This window comes from Winogradskyella aurantia, from assembly GCF_002266855.1.
GTDB lineage: Bacteria > Bacteroidota > Bacteroidia > Flavobacteriales > Flavobacteriaceae > Winogradskyella > Winogradskyella aurantia.
This window is the reverse complement of sequence record NZ_NGJN01000006.1, coordinates 73,979-94,599: the sequence shown is the minus strand read 5'-3', so window position 1 is coordinate 94,599 and position 20,621 is coordinate 73,979. Positions and strand designations below refer to the sequence as shown.

Genomic DNA, 20,621 nt, shown 5'->3' with positions numbered 1-20,621 from the left:
AATCTATTGAGACTTTAACTTTCAACATATAACCCTTAACTTTGAACTATGAAAGTGTATACAAAAACAGGTGACCAAGGAACCACAGCTTTGTTTGGTGGTACGCGGGTTCCAAAACATCATATACGGATTGAAAGTTATGGTACCATTGACGAGCTCAACTCACATATAGGACTTATTAGAGATCAAGATATTCATCAAAATTACAAAGACATCTTGATGCATATTCAGGACCGTTTGTTCACCATAGGTGCTATATTAGCTACAGACCCAGACAAGGCGACATTAAAAAGTGGTCAAGCACGGCTAAACATTCCCAAAATTTCCAATAAGGATATTGAACTTCTAGAAAAAGAAATGGACCAAATGGAAGACAGCTTGCCACCAATGACACATTTTGTTCTTCCTGGCGGCCATCAAACTGTGTCATTCTGTCACATAGCCCGAACCGTTTGCCGCAGGGCTGAACGCTTAGCGGCTCATCTTAATGATCTTGAGCCTTTTCAACCCGAAACATTGATGTATATTAATCGTCTTTCTGACTACTTATTTGTATTGGCACGGAAATTGTCAAAAGATTTGCAGGCTGAAGAGATTAAGTGGATTCCCCAAAAAGATTCCTAATTTAATTTGAAAGGTTTTTCCTTTTGGGTGCCATTAAAATTTAACTGAAATAGTTGATAATTGTACGTTCTTTTTATTAATAGATAATTAATTTGATTTTTTCTTGAATTATTCAACTAAAAAATTATTTTTGCAAAAAATTAAACTTAACACAAATGTATTGGACATTAGAATTAGCCTCTTATTTAAGTGATGCACCTTGGCCAGCTACCAAGGACGAACTTATTGATTATGCAATCAGGACAGGAGCGCCTTTAGAGGTCGTAGAGAATCTACAAGCCATTGAAGATGAAGGGGATTCTTACGATTCTATAGAGGAAATTTGGCCAGACTATCCAACGGATGAAGATTACCTCTGGAATGAGGACGAATATTAACACCAAATAATTTCATAAAAAAGTCTCTTGCGTTACCTTAACTAAGAGACTTTTTTTATTTTCGGTTGCTTTTAAACGCTAAAACAAGTCATTTACGAGCACCATTATTATTGAACATAAGATTAAGATTGGAATGTAGTCAATCTTAAGATAACATATATAACATGAGCATATTAGATAAAGTACTTAAGGTATTTGTTGGAGATAAATCCAAGCAAGACGTTAGCGCCCTTAAGCCTATAGTTGAAAATATTAAATCTTTTGAGAAAGATTTAGAGCGTTTATCACATGATGAACTCAGAGCTAAAACCCAAGAGTTTAAAGATAAAATAGCAGAAGCAAGACAGCCGTTCAATGCCAGAAAAGCTGAACTTTTAGAAAAAGCGGAGGCTACAGAAGATATTGATGAGCGAGAAGATTTGTATGTAGAGGCGGATAAAATTGAAGATGAGATTTATGATGTTACTGAACAAGTACTCAATGACATTCTTCCAGAAGCTTTTGCTGTTGTAAAAGAAACGGCTAAACGCTTCGTTCATAACAAAGAAATAGCAGTTACAGCTAATGCTTTTGACCGTGAAGTTTCGGGAGAGCACGATTATGTTACCCTTGAAGGTGACCAAGCGATATGGTCAAATTCCTGGGATGCGGCCGGTAAGCCCATTGTATGGGATATGATTCATTACGATGTGCAGCTTATTGGTGGTATAGCAATGCATCAAGGTAAAATTGCTGAAATGCAAACGGGTGAAGGAAAAACCTTAGTCGCCACACTTCCTGTTTACCTCAATGCTTTAGCTGGTAAAGGTGTTCATCTAGTAACTGTAAACGATTATCTCGCTAAACGTGATAGCGCATGGATGGCGCCTATATTTGAATTTCATGGACTTAGTGTAGACTGTATTGACCATCACACGCCCAACTCAGATGCACGTCGTAAAGCCTATAATGCTGATATTACCTATGGTACTAATAATGAATTCGGTTTTGACTATCTACGGGACAATATGGCCCATTCTCCGGAAGATTTAGTTCAGCGTCCACATCACTATGCGATTGTGGATGAGGTTGATTCTGTATTAATTGATGATGCCAGAACACCATTGATTATTTCTGGTCCTGTCCCTAAAGGAGATGAACACGAGTTTGACCAACTCAAACCAAAGGTTAACAGCATAGCAGAAGTACAACGGAAATATCTTGTTGGTGTTCTTGCTGAGGCTAAAAAATTAATTGCAGCAGGAGACACCAAGGAAGGTGGATTTCAATTACTTCGTGTGTATAGAGGTATCCCAAAAAATAAAGCGCTAATTAAGTTTTTAAGTGAGGAAGGTGTTAAACAATTGCTTCAAAAAACCGAAAACTTTTACATGCAAGACAATAATAGGGAAATGCCAAAGGTTGATGCTGAGCTCTATTACGTTATTGATGAAAAGAACAATCAAGTTGAACTCACAGATAAAGGTGTAGAGTTTCTTTCAGGTGAGGACGACCCAAATTTCTTTGTAATGCCTGAAATGGGAACTGAAATTGCAAAGATTGAAAGTCAAGGACTTCCATCAGAAGAAGAAGCCAACCTTAAAGAAGAGCTGTTTAGAGATTTCGGAATAAAATCTGAACGTATTCACACCTTAAACCAACTACTTAAAGCCTATGCACTATTTGAAAAAGATGTGCAATATGTAGTAATGGACAACAAGGTGATGATCGTAGATGAGCAAACTGGACGTATTATGGACGGTCGCCGTTATTCCGATGGATTGCATCAGGCTATCGAAGCCAAGGAGAACGTTAAGATTGAAGCAGCAACACAAACTTTTGCTACGGTAACACTTCAAAATTACTTCAGAATGTACCGTAAGCTGGCTGGTATGACAGGTACTGCTGTTACCGAGGCAGGTGAATTTTGGGAAATCTACAAGTTAGACGTTGTTGAGATTCCAACCAACAGACCTATAGCGAGGGACGACAAAGATGACTTGGTCTACAAGACAAAGCGCGAGAAATATAATGCTGTTATTGATGAAGTAACCAGCTTATCCGAAGCGGGTAGACCTGTATTGATAGGTACAACCAATGTTGAGATATCCGAGCTTCTGGCGAAAATGCTTAGCATAAGAAAGGTACCGCATAACGTACTTAATGCCAAGCTTCATAAAAAAGAAGCAGATATTGTTGCCGAAGCCGGTAAGCCAGGACAAGTGACTATTGCGACTAACATGGCTGGTCGTGGAACGGATATCAAGCTCAGCGAGGAAGTTAAAGCAGCTGGTGGTCTAGCTATTGTAGGTACAGAGCGACACGATTCCCGTCGAGTGGACCGTCAGTTGCGGGGACGATCTGGTCGTCAAGGAGACCCCGGAAGCTCGCAATTCTATGTATCCTTAGAGGATAACCTTATGCGCTTGTTTGGTAGTGAGCGAATTGCTAAAATGATGGACAGAATGGGATTAAAGGAAGGTGAAGTAATTCAGCATTCCATGATTTCTAAGTCAATTGAACGCGCCCAGAAAAAAGTAGAGGAAAATAATTTTGGTGTCCGTAAACGATTATTGGAATATGACGACGTTATGAACGCCCAACGCGAAGTCGTTTATAAGCGACGTCGTCATGCCTTGCACGGAGAACGTCTCAGAGTAGATTTGGCAAATATGATTTTTGATACATCAGAGGGAATTTCAGAAACCAACAAAGATGCCAATGACTTTAAGAATTTTGAATTTGAGCTTATCCGATATTTCTCCATGCCTTCGCCAATCACAGAGGAGGAATTTGGTAAAATGAGTGCCCAAGAGATTGCTGGGAAAATCTACAAAGCCGCTTTCCAGCATTATAGGGATAAAATGCAACGCGCTGCAGATTTAGCCTACCCGGTCATTGAAAATGTGTACAATACTCAGCGTGATAAGTTTAAACGTATTGTTGTTCCTTTTACTGATGGTGTAAAGAACCTTCAGGTAGTTACAGATTTAGAGAAAGCATATGACACAAAAGGTAAGCAACTAATCAATGATTTTGAAAAGAACATTACTCTTGCTATTGTAGATGATGCTTGGAAAACGCATTTGCGTAAAATGGACGAATTGAAACAATCTGTTCAATTAGCTGTACACGAACAGAAGGACCCTCTTTTAATTTATAAGTTCGAAGCGTTTGAGCTTTTCAAGGCCATGATTGACCAAGTAAATAAAGATGTGATTTCATTCTTATTTAAAGGCGAGATTCCACAAGAAACAGCCGATACTATTCAAGAGGCTAAAAAGCGTAAACAAGAAAAACTAGAAACCCAAAAAGAAGAGATTCCTAATTTAGACGAACGCTCTGCCCAAAATAGAGCTGCGGGTGGAAACACCCAACGTCAGCAGCAAGTCGTTGAAACTATCGTCAGGGATAAGCCAAAAATTGGCCGAAATGACAAGGTTACGATTAAACACGTAATGAGTGGAGATAGTAAGGTTGTGAAATACAAACAGGCGATTCCTTTGATTGAAAAGGGCGAGTGGGTTTTAGTAGAGGAATAGATAGAGCGAAGTGACACATTACACATTCATGTAATATTATAAAACCCTGAAACTACTTTCAGGGTTTTTTGTAGACATTTTCCACTATAACTTAAGAAGCCAATTAGGGTCGGGACAATTTTCTTTGTAAGCCTGCAATTCTGAGTTACTGCATACCCCTGGGTAATCGCCATGGTAGTCTCCAATATCCTTAATGATTTGAAAATGTAAATGTGGTGGATAATCACCATTTATATCAGAAACTCCCAAAGTAGCTATCTGTTGACCCCGTTTAATGAAGGATCCGATGCTTATACCTTCAATTGACTCTACGCTTAAATGTCCATAGAGCGTATAAAATTGAATGTTGTCAAATTCGTGATAAAGTATAATTGTTGGACCATAGTCACCAAAATTGGTGTTGTTTTTAAAACTATGTATTGTACCGTCCAAGGGTGCGTATATTGGCGTGTCTTCCTCAATCCACACATCTAACCCTAAATGAATATTGCGCTCTGATTTTTTGTTTTCTTCATTAAAATAACTACTCCGCCGATAAATGCCACGACGTTCTAAATAACCACCATAAGCCACTCTGGCATTATTCTGTTCTAGATATTTCCAGATATAAGCTTCTAAATCTTTGGACGATGAGACATCAACTCCTTTCAAATCGTTATTATGAAGGGATAAATCTAAAGGGACATAAGCCTCTTTCTGAATAGCTGCATCAATAAGCGGATGCGCGCTTAAGAATTTTAACGCGTTTTTGAAGGACATAAGATTTTTAAAACAAAAATTTCCATAAAAATACAATTCTATTTTATGGAAAACAGGTGGAAATAAAACTTAAGATTCTTATTTTAAATAAGATTTACAACTAATCAAACGAGAGGTAAATTGTATTAGTTTATAATCACATTACTAAATTTAGCATTTACTATAATATTTCTTTCGGACGATTGGCCTTCGGGGTAATTTCGAATGGTTTTTTGAGTGGTTGGTTTATTATTATATTTAGATCGGTTACCCTTAAAATAAAGACTGTAATCAATATTATTAGGCAAGTTCACTAAAGCATCACTATTTTCCAACACCAAATTAAGATTCTTAAAAGATTCTGCAAGATTAGAAATTGTCAAATCTCCAAAACTACCATCTATAATAGCAGTTTCTGTTAATTGTTCAATAGTAATATTTGACGATTTAGAATTAAGCACTAAGTTTTTAGCATTTTTAATTTGTCCCTTATCTACAAAATTAAGGTTTAAGGCACCCAAATTCCATGTGTTTATAACGACTGGTGAATATGATACATTGATGGAGGTGTCACCTCCATCAATGTATTCTGCAACTAGAAATGCATGCGAAACATCACCTCTAGCGTTGTGTAAAGCTGATACTATCTTTAATTCACCATGCCTTACATTCATTTGAAGCTTAGCTTTTTTTGGAATCTTAATTTTTATAACCTTTTTTACTTTACTATTGCTCCCAGATTCTAATCGTCTTACTAATATAGATTCTCGCTGTTTAGCCTTTTGCTTCTGACGTTCTTCAATTCTTAAACCTCGTTCTTCATTACGCTTGGCTAATTCCTCAGATCGCAACCCCATAATTTCACCTCTTTTCTCTATTTGTTTAGCGCGCAATTCCATTTCCTTGCCAAACCGCTCTCCCCAAACTTCCATTTTTTCGACCCATTCCTTGCCAAACTTTTCGCCAAACTCTTCTCCCCATTTCTCCATGTCTTTAGCATACCTTTCACCAAACTGCTCACCCCATTTTTCCATGTCTTTAGCCCATTTACCTTCAAAACGTTTGCCATATTCTTCACCCCATTTTGCCATTTTTTCTTGATAACCCGACTCTGCAAACTGTTTTGCCCAATCTTCCATGCGCTTTTGAAGTTCTTTTCCGCCCTCCTTTTCATAACGTTTACTCCACTCCTCTAAATAACTCTTACCCTCCTTTTGGTATCTATCATAATCAAATTTTATGGAAGATATCCCTTCTGGTAATTCTGGTAATTCTGGGAAATCGGGCATCTCAGGAATTTCTGGTATATCTGGCATATTTGGAATTTCTGGTATATCTGGCATATTTGGTAGCACCATAATTTCTGGTATTTCTGGCAAATCCGCTAATTCAAATTCCAGGTCTTTTAAAAGGACATCATAGTCATCTTCACCAACTAATCCTATTATGCTTCTTCCTCCGGTTGAGGATATTATAACCTTATCATAAGAACCATCAACGTTAAGATTCCATTCCTCTAAGGCACGTTTCAGTTCCTCTTCGGATAACTTATCACTTTCTAAATAAGCTTCAACTTCAATAATATCTTTGTTCCAGGTATCAATTTCTATTTCGACATAGCTCGTATTTAGGTCGATAACTACATCTTTACTAACCTTGATAGACTGTGACGTTTTACTTAATTTTTGTTGCGCATAACCCATAGTGGTTAAAAAACACAACACCAAGATTCTAATTGTTTTCATGATTTTTTTTGATTTAACTGTTCGTTTTTTGATTAATAAATTGATTAGATGCTTTCTTCTGTAAATGAATCATCATTAAATTCTTGAAGTTTTTCCTTTAAACGCATAACTAGATTTAACCTAAACTTTAAGTTGTCTATTAAGGCGTCTAAAGTCTCTTCATTTGGTCCATTTTCGTTTAATTCAATAGTTAACTTATCATATTCTGTATTTAACTCTTTTAGACGTTCAATATACCCGTCAAATAATTCTTTGTTTTCAGTTGTTAATTTTACTTTGGACAACTCTAGATTAATACTCGCCAAATAATAATCTTCCACCTTTTTTAAGTCTGGAGATACATCACCTAAGCTTTTGAGATCTGTACTTACGACTTTCACAGGATTGTCAGAAGTGCTGATAGATTGAAAAAAGTTATACGTACCATAGCTAAGGCCAAGCAATACAATAACACTAGCGGCTATATTTAAAAAGCTAAAATAATTTGACCCCTTTTGCTTTTGCGGCAGTTCTTTCTCTAACTTTTGTAAAAAACGGGCTTCATGTCCTTTAGACATTTCTACATGTTCATCCTGATGGTCTTCTTTAAATAAATTTCTAAGATCTTGTGCCATTTTTCTTTAATTTTAATGCCTTTTGCAATTTTTGTTTACCTCGAAACAATTGTGTCCGAGATGCTACCTCGGAAATATTTAAAATTTCCGAAATTTCTTGATGATCATAACCTTCAATGAGGTACAACATTAACACATACCTGTATTTCTCTGGTAATGTCTCAATTATTGCTTTTACCTCATTCACAGTAACGTCATCATCCACTTTCCAATCCGCTTCCTCATCAACGACTACTTTTAGATGGTACTCTTCAAGCTCTACCAATCTCTGACGTTTTGATTTTAAAACGTCAATACAGGTGTTTATGACTATTCGTTTTAGCCAAGCCCCAAAGCTCACTTCGGATTTATACTGTTCTAATTTTGAAAATGCTTTTATAAACGATTCTTGAACAATATCTTCTGCCTCCATGGTATTCTTGACAAAGCGATGTGCTACTACGAGCATGCCGTTACAGTACTGATTGTACAGTTGCATCTGAGCTTGTCTGTCATTCTGTTTGCATTTTTCAACAATATGAACTTGAAATGCGCTGATATTTTTTATTGTTTTGGTTGACTTCATTTTAAAGACGATACAATTACGAGCGTGTTGCAAAAAATTTTAAAAAAAGGCTATTTTTATTGTATAACAAATTTCAATGCTCGTCGTTCCATAAATTTAGGTATTTGAATTATCTTTAAATTCTAAAATAAATTTCTCAAGTCTCATGAATAGTTTTTTGAAGCGTCTCTTAATTTTTTTAACTCTAGTAGCCCTAGGGCTTTTATTATATTCTGTCTTTGTAGAGAATATTTTTGCACCACGATTAAGCCCAAAGGATTCGGCAAAGTTAGAACTCAACGACTTGAACTTAAAAGTGGAATACAACAGGCCTTCAAAACGTGAAAGAGAGGTTTTTGGAGCCCTAGTGCCTTTTAATGAAGTATGGCGTACAGGTGCTAATGAGGCTACCACATTTGAAACCAATAAAGATTTAATGATAGATGGTGCTCTTCTGAAAAAGGGAAAGTACACAATTTGGACAGTCCCTATGGAAAATGTATGGCGAGTAATGTTCAATACTAAGCAATACAAATGGGGAGTTAATGAAAAGATGGAACCCATGTGGGATCCAAATTTTGATGCCATTGAGATTGAAGTACCGACGCAGGAACTTGATAATACCGTAGAAAAATTTACGATTGCTTTTGACAATTCAACAGGAAACCTAAAACTCACCTTAGCCTGGGACAGAACCTTAATTGCCATTCCTATTCAGGTCTCCGAATAAGAAACGCTAATATTTAACCTAGTGTCAAAAAAAAATAAATCACATAAATCTGCACTAAAAGAACAAGACGGCATAACACCTCCTGAGGTACTAAGTTCTCTGTCTGCCAATTTTATAAAATCCAAACGACAACAACAACCATCTATTCGAGAATTGGTTGACGGTATATCTTCTGGCAATATTACGGCACTTAGCCGAGCTATTACCCTTGTAGAAAGTACCAATCCAAAACACACTCAAAAAGCCAATGCTGTCATATCAGCATGTTTACCTCTTGCCAATAAGTCTGTTAGAGTTGGGATAACAGGGGTACCTGGCGTGGGAAAAAGTACATTTATTGAAGCTTTTGGAAATTACCTCACGTCTAATGGTAAAAAGGTGGCTGTTTTAGCTGTTGACCCAAGTAGTAGTTTGAGCAGGGGAAGTATACTTGGTGACAAAACCAGAATGGAGGATTTAGTGAAGGACAAAAATGCTTTTATAAGACCTTCACCTTCTGGCGATTCTCTTGGTGGTGTAGCAAGAAAATCAAGGGAAACCATTATTCTCTGTGAGGCTGCTGGATTTGACACCATTATAATCGAAACGGTGGGTGTTGGCCAAAGTGAAACAGCTGTTCATAGTATGGTTGACTTTTTCCTCCTTTTAAAACTTGCAGGAGCTGGCGATGAACTGCAAGGGATTAAGCGTGGTATAATTGAAATGGCAGACGCTATTGTTATAAACAAAGCCGATGGCGATAATTTACGAGCAGCAAAATCAGCTAAAGTGGAATTCAATAGAGCCTTACATCTCTATCCCGAAAAAGAATCTGGTTGGTCTCCTAAGGTTTCTTTATGTAGTGCTATAAAAAGAGAGGGGATTTTAGAGGTGTGGGAAATGATTGAAGGTTATGTTGAGACCACAAAAGCAAGTGGCTATTTTGAGCGCCATAGAAATAGTCAAAACAGGTTTTGGTTGCTTCAAACTATCGAAGAACGACTAAAGTCTAATTTCTATAATTCAAAAAAAATTAAGGCACAATTAAAGACTCAAATTGAGTTAATTGAAGCGGGTAAAACCACCCCTTTTGCCGCTGCGGAGTATTTATTGGGCTTATAAACAATTAGCCTTAAACCATTCCACTTGAGACCTTACACTTTCGAGCAATGTGGTTTGTGGATTGTAATTTAACAAACGTCTAGCCTTATCAATATTGGCTTTAGTACGTGTTTGGTCACCCGCCCGTTTTGGTTTAACTTCGATTTTGATAGTTTTCCCAAGGACCTCAGCGACGGCATCAATGCCTTCTTGTGTGGTATGCTCAACTTCTGTCCCAAGATTAAAAATTTCTCCATCAACTTTATCTACGTTATCGATAACACTTACAATGCCATCAACAATATCACCGACATAGGTAAAACTTCTCAAGTGTTTATCACTACCATCAAACAACGGGAATGCTTGTCCTTTTAATCCTAAATCTATGAGCTTGGTATACATTTTTTCTGGTCTTTCTCTGGGGCCTATAACCGAATAAAGTCTTAGGCTGCAAGATTTCATTTGCTTTTCTCTGCTTTTTTGTAAGACCAATTGTTCAGCTGCCAACTTAGTTACACCATAATATGATGCAGGCTTTGGCGCAATATCTTCGGGATAAGTGGCTTCCAAGCCATAAATTGAAGATGTACCAATATTTACAAAAAGCTTTAGGTTTTTACACTTTAAGGCAAAATCAATAAGATATTTAGTGGCTATAATATTATTGGTGAAATAATCCTCAAATGAAGATGTTTGGGAAATACCTGGCTGTGCTGCAAAATGAAATATATAGTCAAAATCTTGATCTAACAGATTATAGTCTTCTTCATTACGTAAATCCATGGTTACAATTTCAGATCCTTTTTCTTTAACTGCTTCAGCATTCATCTGTTTCAACTCCAGGCTGTAATAGTCACAAAAATTATCTGCACCTGTAACCTCATGTCCCATATCCAACAAGCGCTCTGCAGTATGAGAACCAATAAAACCAGCGATTCCGGTAACTAAAATCTTCATATAAAAATCTCTTTAGATCACAAATTAAGGGCTTTTTTGTTTTTAAAGCGTAAGAGATTCGACATAATACATAAAAACAATATTTTGGTGTGTATTAATGTGGTCATTTATTATTAGCCTCAGGCCTAAAAAAAAGAATATATTTGTAACGCAATCACAATTACATGGATTATAGATTCACAATTATTGTTCCTGTTTACAATGAAGAGGATAATCTACAACGTGTAGAAAAAGAATTAGCCAGCTACCTTAAAATTGCATCTGTTTCAACTTCAATCCTGTTTGTAAATGATGGTTCCCAGGATAATAGTCAAGCGTTAATTGAAGATATCTGTAATCGACATGAGGCTTTTGAATACATCACGTTTAAAGAAAATCGTGGCTTAAGTGCTGCAATTAAGGCAGGTTTTGACTTTGCTGAAACGGCATTGGTGGGCTATATTGATTCAGATTTACAAACGACTCCCGAGGATTTCAATAGTCTTCTAGAGCATATAGATTCTTATGATCTAGTCACCGGCGTTCGTTCTGAACGAAAAGATTCTTTTGTAAAAAACATGTCCTCAAAAATTGCCAACGGTATAAGACGAGCTTTTACACACGATGGCATGGATGATACTGGATGTCCGCTTAAGGTTATAAAAACAGATTATGCTAAACGTATCCCTATGTTTAGAGGTCTACACCGTTTTTTACCAGCCATGATAATGCTTCAAAATGGGAAGGTGCTACAAGTACCTGTCCGTCATTTTCCGCGACTGGCAGGAACGGCAAAATTTGGTTTATGGAACCGCCTATTGGGACCATTAATGGATTGCTTTGCATACCTCTGGATGAAAAAGAAATACATTAACTATGACGTTTGTAAATCGAGTAAATGAAAGACTGGATAATTTATGCCATTGGTTTTTTTGCACAGCTCTTGTTTTCATCTCGGCTCTTGGTTCAGTGGGTTACCTCTGAAAAACAACGTAAGGTAATAACACCAAGTTTATTTTGGACCCTGAGTTTAATTGCCTCTTTTCTATTGTTCATTTATGGTTACCTAAGATATGACTTCGCTATAATGCTCGGCCAAAGTTTAACGTATTATATCTATATAAGAAATTTACAATTACAAGGCGAATGGAAAAGGTTTCCGTCGTTTATTAGATATTTATTATTAATCGTTCCTTTACTTATTGTTATCTTTTATTATAACAACAACAAGATTGATGTCGATTTACTTTTTAAAAATGAAGCCATCCCACTCTGGTTATTAATATTAGGTGTATTCGCTCAGATAATTTTCACCCTTAGATTTATTTACCAATGGATATATGCGGAACGTCACAAGGAATCCTCCTTACCTATGGGTTTTTGGGTGTTGAGCCTTATCGGAGCATTTTTAATTCTCATCTATGCCATTATTAGACAGGATCCTGTATTGTTTGTGGGCCATTTGTTCGGGATGCTTATTTATTCTCGAAATGCATATTTAATTCGGCGCTACAATGATTAAATACATTGAAAAATATCCGGTTCTTAGCTTATTACTATTCGTAGTTATTGCATTTGGCTTTACTATTGACGCCATACCTGTAAGTATAATGGAAGCTAGGAATTTTATTTCTGCTAGGGAAATGCTCACCGATGGCAATTGGATATTAACCACTATGAATGGTGAAGCACGATACGAAAAACCGCCGTTACCAACTTGGATTACTGCGGCTTTCGGATTTGTATTTGGAATTAAGTCTGTTTTGGCCTTGCGTTGGCCTGCACTTCTCTTTTTAGCTAGTATCGGTATATCTACCTTTCTTCTTTCAAAAAAATTAGAGCTCACAAAATCACATAGCCTGATTAATGGTTTTATAGTAATCACCTCCTTTTACGTCATTGGAATAACCATTGAGGCGCCTTGGGATATTTACACTCATGGCTTTATGCTCATGGCTCTGTACCATTTATTTCAAATGCTTCAAGAAAGAAAAACTTCCATTATACACAGTTTACTTTTTGTTTTATTTTTAGCCGGTTCTATACTCTCTAAAGGCCCTGTGTCTCTTTATGTGCTATTCTTGTCTTTTGTGATTGCTTATGGTATTGCTTATAAATTTAGAGGCGGAACGCTTCATTTTTTAAAACTCATTAGTTTAGTGGTATTTGGCCTCGTTTTAGGAGGTTGGTGGTATTTTCATGTGAGAGTAGCAGATCCAGAAACTTTTACAGCGATTGCAGCGCGTGAAACTTCTAACTGGAGCAGTTACAACGTCAGACCGTTTTATTACTACTGGAGTTTTTTTGTACAGAGTGGCATTTGGACAGTCCCTGCTCTCATGAGTTTACTGTATCCTTATATGAAATCTAGAGTTTCAAATTTAAAAGCATATAGATTCAGTTTCTTCTGGACCATAATAGCCGTTATACTATTATCCATTATTCCTGAAAAGAAATCTCGCTACTTAATGCCTGTGCTTATTCCATTGGCTATCAATGTTGGGTTCTATATCCAATTCTTAGTTACGAACTTCAAAACTTTAAAATCAAAAAAGGATATATTACCTGTTTACTTTCAGTTTGGATTATTAGGCAGTATCGCCGTGCTATTTCCATTTTCAGGCTTCTTCTTTGATATTTTTTTAAAAGGACCTGTCCTAGTGCGCTTTTTGGTTGTTTCTGTTGTTTTAGTACTTGTCGGATTCTTGATATTTAAGCAATTGAAAGAAAAAAACATTAAAAATGTTTTCTATCTAGTTATGGCTTTTATGCTTAGTTTAGGATTGATCGGAATTCCACTGGCTAAGGCGCAATTACAAGCGGATTACAAACCGCTGTCTACTCTAGACGGCACATTACCATTATACACCCTTGGTTATGCGTCACCTGAAGTGATTTATAACTATGGCGAAAAAATTCCTAATCTTTACGAAGATTTAGGTTTTATGGTACCGAACGAGAAGGAATTTCTTTTGATTTCCGTCGTCAAAAACCCTAAGACTGTTGAAGAATTAAATGAATACTTTGACATACAATTGATAGATTCCTTCGACTTAAATTTTTCTGCAAAGGACTCAAGAAGTTACAAAAGCCGTTTGGTCAACAAGCTTTATAAAATCACGCGGAAATAAAACGTTTTAGTAAATAGCTATTTAGCCTATAAAAACCTAAACCTGAAAGGGCACCAAAGGCCATGCCACAGACAATATCCAAAGGATAGTGAACGCCTACATAAATTCTACTGTAAGCCACAATAGAAGACCAAAATAGTAGTATAAAAATTAAATTTTTAAAATAAGGTCTTAAGACTAAACCGCCAAAAACCGCTGCAGCCATTGAATTAGAGGAATGGCCCGAAAAGAATCCATATCGCCCGCATCGTTCAGCAATAAAACGCATACCTTCATCTAATAACGTATTAACACGACAAGGTCTTGGACGCATAAATCCATGTTTGAAGGCGTTAGTGATTTGATCTGTAAATGTTATCATGGCAGCGATAACCAAAACCATAAGCAATAACGACTTTAACCCGTAGGTTCTGTAAATAAGGTATAACAAGATGGCATATAAGGGAATAAAGGTGAATTGATCTGTAATAACAAGCCAAAACCTGTCCCAAGTGGGTGACCCCAACGTGTTTAGGAACAGAAAAAAATCTTTATCGTAGTCTAAAAGCTGCTCTATCATCAATCCTCGTAGCGTTCAATTTCCCTATCATAAAATGCCGTAGCTAGCCTTATATAATTTTCGGTCTCGGTCTCGAGTTCTTTCTGGTCCTGCTCATCAAATTCTTCTAACCACTCCACTTCATCGTTTTCAAGATTAATAATAAATCTTGGGAATTCTGTATGTATGATATAAATAGCCTCTGGAAAGTCTGTATTATCGCCAAGTATAAATTTTGGTAAATCCATTTCTTCGTTTTGTATTATTGCAAAATTAATCGCTTTGATAGATAATTAAACCTAATTATCAATAAAATTGCTGCCGCACTTAACCCTGCCAATAATCCTAACCAAATTCCCATGCTACCATACAGGTCTTCCTTACCGAAATAAAAGCTAACGGGAAAACCAATTAGCCAATAGGACACAAAGGTTATCAGTGTTGGAATCTTAACATCTTGTAAGCCCCTTAATGCACCAAGAGCTATCACTTGAAGACTGTCACTTATCTGAAATACTGCAGAGGCCAATAACAAGGTTGCCGCAATGTTAATAACATCTTGTGCATCTATTGCGTTACTTATATCGTTTTCGTCTAAATATAATGTGGGTAGAAATGTATTGAATACTACAAAACACAAGGCGAACAGAACTGCAAAAATAAATCCCATGAAAAAAATAGACTCTGCAATCCGTTTTAAGTTGACAAAATCTTTAAGACCTTTTTGGTTACCGACACGCACGGTTGCTGCTACGCTCAGCCCCATAGCCACCATGAAGGTCATTGAAGATAAGTTTAAAGCGATTTGGTTAGCGGCTTGGGCATTTTTCCCCAATGTGCCACTGAGCCAAATAGCTGCCGTGAAAATACCAACTTCAAAAAACATTTGCATAGCACTAGGTAAGCCAAGGTGTATTATTTTCTTTATTGGTTTTTTACTGAGTTCAAATAGTTTAATTTGTATTACGTAGCGCTGAGAACGTTTGCGCTTGGCTAATAACCACCATAAAAAAAACAACATAACAACCCTAGATATCAAAGTACCAACAGCAGCACCAACGATACCCATTTCGGGAAAACCCAATTTTCCAAAAATGAGCAAATAATTAGCTATAACGTTTATTATATTGGCCAAAAGGGTTGCATACATCGGATATTTAGTAAGGGAAAGTCCATCACTAAATTGCTTGAATGCCTGAAAAATAATCAGGGGAACCAAAGAAAAAGCGACCAAGTCCAAATAAGGTCTGGCCAAGACCACAACCTCTTCTGGTTGATCTAGAATATACATTAATGGTTTTGCTAAAAGCAATAGTAAAAATAAAATGATACCCAGCACTGTGCATAAAAACAAGCCGTGTTTAAATACCGATTTACCACGCGTAAAATTATCAGCGGCATCTGCCTCTGCCACTAAAGGTGTAATGGCTGTTGAAAACCCTATTCCCAAGGACATGGCAATAAAAATAAAACTATTACCAAGGGAAACTGCCGCCAATTCTGCAGTTCCGAGCTGACCGACCATCACATTATCTACAAAGCTGACTAGAGTGTGACCTAGCATGCCTAGCATAACAGGTGTTGCCAAGCGTAAGTTGTATTTAAATTCTTTGGTGTAGGTACTTAAGGTCATTATATCGTTGTAGCGGTATTGATACCATTTTAAAAAGCCATTGACAAAATTTCAAAAACTTAGAAGTTAAAGTCTTGAAACCCTTTTTTTGGCTTCCTCAAACTCGGTCACCATCTCAGTAACAATTTTAGAAACAGGTTTTATATCATGGATTAACCCTGCAATTTGGCCAATTTCAAGCTCTCCATCATCTAAATCTCCTTCAAACATACCGCGTTTAGCTCTGGCTCGTCCTAGTAATTCTTTTAACTGCTCTGGTGTCGGACCAGTTTTATAGAGCGCCTGTATCTCGTTGTAGAATTTATTTTTAATAAGCCTAACTGGAGCCAATTCCTTTAAAGTTAATTGCGTATCACCTTCTTTAGCATCCACAACTACTTGCTTAAAAGATTGGTGTGCAGAAGATTCTTCGCTTGCTACAAAACGGCTTCCTACTTGAACGGCATCGGCTCCCAAAACCATACAAGCTAGCATCGCTTTTCCAGTGGCAATACCTCCGGCTGCTATCAGCGGAATTTGAAGATGCTCCTTTACCATTGGAATTAAGGTAAGCGTCGTGGTTTCATCCCTGCCGTTATGACCACCAGCTTCAAAACCTTCAGCAACAATAGCATCAACACCTGCGTCTTGCGCTTTTAAAGCGAATTTAACGCTGCTCACCACATGTACTACTATAATACCCCGGTCTTGCAACCACTTGGTCCAGGTTTTAGGATTTCCGGCAGATGTAAATACAATTTTCACATCCTCTGCTACAATAATATCCATGATTTCTTCAATGTTTGGATATAACATGGGTACATTGACGCCAAAAGGCTTATCTGTAGCTGCCTTGCACTTTTGGATGTGTTCTCTCAAAACATCAGGATACATGGACCCTGCTCCTATTAAACCTAATATACCAGAATTACTTGCCGCAGACGCTAGACGCCAACCGCTGTTCCAAATCATACCGGCCTGAATAATGGGATACTTAATATTGAAAAGTGATGTGATTCTATTCGCCATAAACGGAAATTTAAGAGATTATACCAGAGCCTAACAACTCCTCACCATGGTACCAGGCCACAAACTGCCCTTCAGTTATGGCAGACTGCATTTCATTAAATTCAACATATAAGCCAGTTTCAACCTTGTGCAAGGTAGCTTTTTGAAGTGGCTGCCTGTACCTGATTCTAGCGAATACCTCCATAGTTTCGCCTTCTTTTAAGCTAAGGTCTTCTCGTATCCAGTGTAATTCATTCTCTGAAACAAACAAGACATTTCTAAGCAATCCAGGATGATTCTTGCCCTGTCCGGTATAGATTATATTTTCATCCACATCTGTATCTATAACAAACAAAGGTTCTTTGGTTCCGCCCACGGCCAAGCCTTTCCGCTGACCCTTGGTAAAATAATGTGCGCCTTGATGTTTACCTACAACCTTACCATCAGATAAATTATACTCAGGTTTTTTAGATAGAAATTCTAGCAATTGCAACTTTGAGCCAAATTCAGGTCGTGGCGTATTGTACACCGATAAGCTGTCATCTACTTCCACGATGACACCCTCCTTAGGTTTAAGTTGCTGTTGTAAAAATTCTGGTAGTTTTACTTTACCAATGAAACAAAGTCCTTGAGAATCCCTTTTCTCTGCCGTAATTAAATCTTGAGCCTTGGCAATATCCCTAACCTGTGGTTTTGTAAGATGTCCTATTGGAAATAAGGCCTTTGCCAATTGTGCTTGAGACAATTGACATAAAAAATAGGATTGGTCTTTATTGCCGTCAACACCTGACAATAATTGATAGATTTCTTTACCTCCTCTTACTAGTGTTCCTTTTCTACAATAATGCCCAGTGGCAACGTAATCCGCACCTAATTCCATGGCAATGTCCATAAAAACATCAAACTTTATTTCACGATTACAAAGTACATCTGGATTAGGCGTACGTCCTTTTTCGTATTCGCTAAACATGTAATCTACAATGCGCTCCTTGTATTGTTCGCTTAAATCTACAGTTTGAAAAGGAATACCTAATTTATCAGCAACTAACATGGCATCGTTACTATCCTCTAACCAAGGACATTCATCAGAAATAGTTACGGAATCATCGTGCCAGTTTTTCATAAAAAGGCCAATGACCTCATAACCTTGCTCCTTCAGTAAGTAGGCAGCAACACTAGAGTCAACACCTCCGGAAAGACCAATAATGACACGTTTCACTTCAAAAGATTTAGTTTATGGACTTTGTCCCAAAATTTGTGGCAAAATTACAAAATAAAAAAGGCAAACCTTAGTGGATTGCCTTATCAAATTTCTAATGACCAAAGGTTATCCACTTAATCATGCTTTTCTATAACTTTTTGGTTGGTATGGTCAATTTTCTTTGTTAGTATTCCATTTTCATAATAGTCCCAAATTTCAACTTTTTCATCATTTTTATAGAGACCCTCAGAAACTTTTTCTCCGTTAGCATGATAGTTTGTGGTTGTGCCATTTAATTGCCCATTTGTATAATTTGAGACACGTAATAAGACCTTGTTTTCAGTAAACCATTCATAAAGGCCTTCAAGTTTACCATTGTTGTATGATGATTTCTCGGCAATAGCACCATTTTTATAATAAACAAGTCTTTCGCCATGGAGTTGACCATCATTATTATAATTTTCAATGGTCATAATACCATCTGAATTGTTATGGTAAAATATCCATTTCCCCTTGAAACGCTTGCCGTTCATCTGGCCTTGACTTATAATCTTTTTGTTAGAAGCATAGAATATAACATCGGCCAAGCTATCTTTTTCATTAAAAACCTTAACGGCACTAAGAACACTTAAACCCTTATTTAATCGGTAGTATTTAAAGGTATCTACTTCCTTGCCATGCTTAAATTCACCCTCATAGCGTTTTTGATCGGTTTGATAATAGTTTTTTGTCCACAACCCGTGGCGTTTACCGTCACTATCGTACTGATTTTTCAAATTTTGGGCAAACGACTGTGTTAAAGTTATTGTAAAAATAAAACCGACTATCCATTTTTGTTTAATCATTTGCTTAGTTTTGTTAGACAAAATTAGTTTTTTGTGCAATGTTGAACAATTAAAAACTCAAAACAATGAAAATTATTTCAAAAACTTTCAAATTATTGACAGTAGCCTTTTTGGTTTTAGGACTTACTGGATGTAGTGATGACGATGACAACAATGGCGGAAACCCCGTACAATCAACAACCGTTGTAGATGTAGCCCTAGACAATGGTTTAACATCATTGGCTGCCGCACTAACGGCCACAGATTTGGTTTCTGTTTTACAAGGTCCAGGACCTTTTACAGTATTTGCTCCAACAAACGCTGCTTTTACAGATTTACTCAATGCTACGGGTCTAGACTTGGACAATTTATCTGCAGCTGAGGAAGATTTAGTGCGTAATATTTTATTGAACCATGTGATTATTGGAGAAAACATCAACTCCACTGCCTTGGTAAATTTAGGTGAAGGTTACAGAAATACAGGAGCTACTAATGCTGATGGTGATAATTTGAGCCTTTACTTTAACACGTCAAACGGTGTCGTTATAAATGGTGTTTCTACAGTGGATAATGCAGATAATACTGCAACAAACGGTGTGGTGCATATTGTTGATACCGTTATTGGATTACCAACAATAGCGACATTCGCTACAGCTAATCCAGCGCTAAGTAATTTGGTTAGTGCATTAGCGTTAGCTGATACAGGTACACCTACTGTTCCATGGATAGCTACGGTTTCAGACAGCGAAGCAGGTCCATTTACAGTTTTTGCTCCTATAAACTCTGCTTTTGAAGATCTGTTGTTGGAATTAGATCCTTCAGGCAATACTGCTTTAGGGGATTTAGACCCCGCAACGGTAAATGATGTATTGTTGGTTCACGTTGCCAATGGTAATGTAAGATCTACAGACTTACCAAACTTACAGGGAACTATTCCTACTTTAGGTGGTGATTTAACTTTAGATGTAAGTACATTAACTATAACAGATGGTAATGAGAGAGAAACAGGAATTATCGCAGCCTTAGTTGATATTCAAGCTATCAATGGTGTTGTGCATGCTGTGGATAGAGTGATTTTACCTGCCGCTGAATAAAAAATTTAATTGTGAAAAGTCGAGGCTGATTACCTCATTTTTATATTGATTGATTTAGTTAGTAGAAAACCCAGACAAAATAATGTCTGGGTTTTTTTATGAAGAAAAGTAAAAACTTTTTTCTTGTTTAAATTATATCCTATTTTAAAAGTACAATAATTAAGCGCTAAGCAAATACCTTGATATACACCTATCATCTATTTTAATTTCAATCAATAAAAATAAATGCTTGACAAAATTATTCCTTACCATAGGTTACGCACAAATTCACCTCTATAGGTTGCTAGGAATTAATTAATCTCTT

The 20,621-nt window shown here is 36.9% G+C and carries 20 protein-coding genes; 9 read left to right on the top strand and 11 right to left on the bottom strand.

Annotation, left to right across the window (positions count from 1 at the left end):
* The first annotated feature begins 48 nt into the window (after positions 1-48).
* The 3 genes from CA834_RS11490 (at position 49) to secA (ending at position 4,522) form a co-directional block, all read left to right on the top strand.
* A complete protein-coding gene (locus tag CA834_RS11490) occupies positions 49-624 on the top strand; it encodes a cob(I)yrinic acid a,c-diamide adenosyltransferase (RefSeq protein ID WP_094968863.1) in 576 nt (191 codons plus the stop codon).
* 155 nt (positions 625-779) lie between these two features.
* A complete protein-coding gene (locus tag CA834_RS11485; protein WP_008272287.1) occupies positions 780-1,001 on the top strand; it encodes a DUF2795 domain-containing protein in 222 nt (73 codons plus the stop codon).
* Between the two features lie 164 nt (positions 1,002-1,165).
* The gene (gene secA / locus CA834_RS11480; protein WP_094968862.1) at positions 1,166-4,522 is read left to right on the top strand and encodes a preprotein translocase subunit SecA; all 3,357 of its coding nucleotides are present in this window, start codon (positions 1,166-1,168) and stop codon (positions 4,520-4,522) included.
* 84 nt (positions 4,523-4,606) lie between these two features.
* On the opposite strand, the gene CA834_RS11475 is transcribed toward secA, so the two are convergent.
* From CA834_RS11475 to CA834_RS11460, 4 genes are all read right to left on the bottom strand, one after another.
* Entirely contained in the window at positions 4,607-5,281 is a 675-nt protein-coding gene (locus CA834_RS11475; protein WP_094968861.1) for a peptidoglycan DD-metalloendopeptidase family protein, read from the bottom strand.
* A 125-nt stretch (positions 5,282-5,406) separates the two neighbouring features.
* Positions 5,407-7,005: a hypothetical protein gene (locus CA834_RS11470; protein WP_133085498.1), complete on the bottom strand. Its 1,599-nt coding sequence runs from the start codon at positions 7,003-7,005 to the stop codon at positions 5,407-5,409.
* Positions 7,006-7,049: 44 nt separating this feature from the next.
* On the bottom strand, positions 7,050-7,619 hold the full coding sequence (locus CA834_RS11465) for a hypothetical protein (protein WP_094968859.1): 570 nt from the start codon (positions 7,617-7,619) through the stop codon (positions 7,050-7,052).
* Positions 7,603-8,184, bottom strand: coding sequence for an RNA polymerase sigma factor (locus tag CA834_RS11460; RefSeq protein ID WP_094968858.1), 582 nt, complete (start codon positions 8,182-8,184; stop codon positions 7,603-7,605). Before CA834_RS11460 ends, CA834_RS11465 begins: the two co-directional genes overlap by 17 nt.
* Positions 8,185-8,329: 145 nt before the next feature.
* Here CA834_RS11460 and CA834_RS11455 point away from each other — a divergent pair, with 145 nt between their 5' ends.
* Both CA834_RS11455 and meaB read left to right on the top strand, forming a co-directional pair.
* Complete coding sequence (locus CA834_RS11455; protein WP_094968857.1) at positions 8,330-8,893, top strand: DUF2911 domain-containing protein; 564 nt, start codon at positions 8,330-8,332, stop codon at positions 8,891-8,893.
* Positions 8,894-8,914: 21 nt separating this feature from the next.
* Positions 8,915-9,994, top strand: a complete 1,080-nt coding sequence (gene meaB / locus CA834_RS11450) for a methylmalonyl Co-A mutase-associated GTPase MeaB (protein ID WP_094968856.1) — start codon at positions 8,915-8,917, stop codon at positions 9,992-9,994.
* Here the strand turns inward: meaB and CA834_RS11445 are convergent.
* Positions 9,989-10,930 (bottom strand): NAD-dependent epimerase/dehydratase family protein, encoded by a 942-nt coding sequence (locus CA834_RS11445; RefSeq protein WP_094968855.1) that lies wholly within the window; start codon positions 10,928-10,930, stop codon positions 9,989-9,991. The genes meaB and CA834_RS11445 overlap by 6 nt on opposite strands.
* A gap of 164 nt (positions 10,931-11,094) precedes the next feature.
* Here CA834_RS11445 and CA834_RS11440 point away from each other — a divergent pair, with 164 nt between their 5' ends.
* From CA834_RS11440 to CA834_RS11430, 3 genes are read left to right on the top strand one after another with little or no spacing between them, the layout of a single operon-like run.
* Positions 11,095-11,811: a glycosyltransferase family 2 protein gene (locus CA834_RS11440; RefSeq protein ID WP_094968854.1), complete on the top strand. Its 717-nt coding sequence runs from the start codon at positions 11,095-11,097 to the stop codon at positions 11,809-11,811.
* On the top strand, positions 11,808-12,431 hold the full coding sequence (locus tag CA834_RS11435) for a lipid-A-disaccharide synthase N-terminal domain-containing protein (RefSeq protein WP_094968853.1): 624 nt from the start codon (positions 11,808-11,810) through the stop codon (positions 12,429-12,431). The genes CA834_RS11440 and CA834_RS11435 overlap by 4 nt, the downstream gene beginning before the upstream one ends.
* Positions 12,424-14,040 carry an ArnT family glycosyltransferase gene (locus CA834_RS11430; protein ID WP_094968852.1) on the top strand — a complete coding sequence of 539 codons (1,617 nt, stop codon included), beginning with the start codon at positions 12,424-12,426 and terminating at the stop codon, positions 14,038-14,040. Before CA834_RS11435 ends, CA834_RS11430 begins: the two co-directional genes overlap by 8 nt.
* Here CA834_RS11430 and CA834_RS11425 read toward each other — a convergent pair.
* The 6 genes from CA834_RS11425 to CA834_RS11400 all read right to left on the bottom strand — a co-directional run bounded on the left by CA834_RS11425 (position 14,027) and on the right by CA834_RS11400 (position 19,244).
* Positions 14,027-14,599 (bottom strand): phosphatase PAP2 family protein, encoded by a 573-nt coding sequence (locus CA834_RS11425; protein ID WP_094968851.1) that lies wholly within the window; start codon positions 14,597-14,599, stop codon positions 14,027-14,029. The genes CA834_RS11430 and CA834_RS11425 overlap by 14 nt on opposite strands.
* Positions 14,599-14,826, bottom strand: a complete 228-nt coding sequence (locus CA834_RS11420) for a hypothetical protein (RefSeq protein WP_094968850.1) — start codon at positions 14,824-14,826, stop codon at positions 14,599-14,601. Before CA834_RS11420 ends, CA834_RS11425 begins: the two co-directional genes overlap by 1 nt.
* A gap of 14 nt (positions 14,827-14,840) precedes the next feature.
* Complete coding sequence (locus CA834_RS11415) at positions 14,841-16,211, bottom strand: MATE family efflux transporter (protein WP_094968849.1); 1,371 nt, start codon at positions 16,209-16,211, stop codon at positions 14,841-14,843.
* A 66-nt stretch (positions 16,212-16,277) separates the two neighbouring features.
* The gene (locus CA834_RS11410; RefSeq protein WP_094968848.1) at positions 16,278-17,219 is read right to left on the bottom strand and encodes an NAD(P)H-dependent flavin oxidoreductase; all 942 of its coding nucleotides are present in this window, start codon (positions 17,217-17,219) and stop codon (positions 16,278-16,280) included.
* Positions 17,220-17,229: 10 nt separating this feature from the next.
* Complete coding sequence (mnmA, locus tag CA834_RS11405) at positions 17,230-18,417, bottom strand: tRNA 2-thiouridine(34) synthase MnmA (protein ID WP_094968847.1); 1,188 nt, start codon at positions 18,415-18,417, stop codon at positions 17,230-17,232.
* A 116-nt stretch (positions 18,418-18,533) separates the two neighbouring features.
* Entirely contained in the window at positions 18,534-19,244 is a 711-nt protein-coding gene (locus CA834_RS11400; protein WP_094968846.1) for a toxin-antitoxin system YwqK family antitoxin, read from the bottom strand.
* Between the two features lie 65 nt (positions 19,245-19,309).
* Between CA834_RS11400 and CA834_RS11395 the strand changes: the two genes are divergently transcribed.
* Complete coding sequence (locus tag CA834_RS11395; RefSeq protein ID WP_094968845.1) at positions 19,310-20,317, top strand: fasciclin domain-containing protein; 1,008 nt, start codon at positions 19,310-19,312, stop codon at positions 20,315-20,317.
* Positions 20,318-20,621 lie beyond the last annotated feature (304 nt).

What these genes read in the sequence shown, in the direction of transcription:
- CA834_RS11490 (WP_094968863.1), top strand. Translation starts at nt 49, where the DNA reads ATGAAAGTGTATACAAAAACAGGTGACCAAGGAACCACAGCTTTGTTT.
- CA834_RS11485 (WP_008272287.1), top strand. Translation starts at nt 780, where the DNA reads ATGTATTGGACATTAGAATTAGCCTCTTATTTAAGTGATGCACCTTGG.
- secA (WP_094968862.1), top strand. Translation starts at nt 1,166, where the DNA reads ATGAGCATATTAGATAAAGTACTTAAGGTATTTGTTGGAGATAAATCC.
- CA834_RS11475 (WP_094968861.1), bottom strand. Translation starts at nt 5,281, where the DNA reads ATGTCCTTCAAAAACGCGTTAAAATTCTTAAGCGCGCATCCGCTTATT.
- CA834_RS11470 (WP_133085498.1), bottom strand. Translation starts at nt 7,005, where the DNA reads ATGAAAACAATTAGAATCTTGGTGTTGTGTTTTTTAACCACTATGGGT.
- CA834_RS11465 (WP_094968859.1), bottom strand. Translation starts at nt 7,619, where the DNA reads ATGGCACAAGATCTTAGAAATTTATTTAAAGAAGACCATCAGGATGAA.
- CA834_RS11460 (WP_094968858.1), bottom strand. Translation starts at nt 8,184, where the DNA reads ATGAAGTCAACCAAAACAATAAAAAATATCAGCGCATTTCAAGTTCAT.
- CA834_RS11455 (WP_094968857.1), top strand. Translation starts at nt 8,330, where the DNA reads ATGAATAGTTTTTTGAAGCGTCTCTTAATTTTTTTAACTCTAGTAGCC.
- CA834_RS11445 (WP_094968855.1), bottom strand. Translation starts at nt 10,930, where the DNA reads ATGAAGATTTTAGTTACCGGAATCGCTGGTTTTATTGGTTCTCATACT.
- CA834_RS11440 (WP_094968854.1), top strand. Translation starts at nt 11,095, where the DNA reads ATGGATTATAGATTCACAATTATTGTTCCTGTTTACAATGAAGAGGAT.
- CA834_RS11435 (WP_094968853.1), top strand. Translation starts at nt 11,808, where the DNA reads ATGAAAGACTGGATAATTTATGCCATTGGTTTTTTTGCACAGCTCTTG.
- CA834_RS11430 (WP_094968852.1), top strand. Translation starts at nt 12,424, where the DNA reads ATGATTAAATACATTGAAAAATATCCGGTTCTTAGCTTATTACTATTC.
- CA834_RS11425 (WP_094968851.1), bottom strand. Translation starts at nt 14,599, where the DNA reads ATGATAGAGCAGCTTTTAGACTACGATAAAGATTTTTTTCTGTTCCTA.
- CA834_RS11420 (WP_094968850.1), bottom strand. Translation starts at nt 14,826, where the DNA reads ATGGATTTACCAAAATTTATACTTGGCGATAATACAGACTTTCCAGAG.
- CA834_RS11415 (WP_094968849.1), bottom strand. Translation starts at nt 16,211, where the DNA reads ATGACCTTAAGTACCTACACCAAAGAATTTAAATACAACTTACGCTTG.
- CA834_RS11410 (WP_094968848.1), bottom strand. Translation starts at nt 17,219, where the DNA reads ATGGCGAATAGAATCACATCACTTTTCAATATTAAGTATCCCATTATT.
- CA834_RS11400 (WP_094968846.1), bottom strand. Translation starts at nt 19,244, where the DNA reads ATGATTAAACAAAAATGGATAGTCGGTTTTATTTTTACAATAACTTTA.
- CA834_RS11395 (WP_094968845.1), top strand. Translation starts at nt 19,310, where the DNA reads ATGAAAATTATTTCAAAAACTTTCAAATTATTGACAGTAGCCTTTTTG.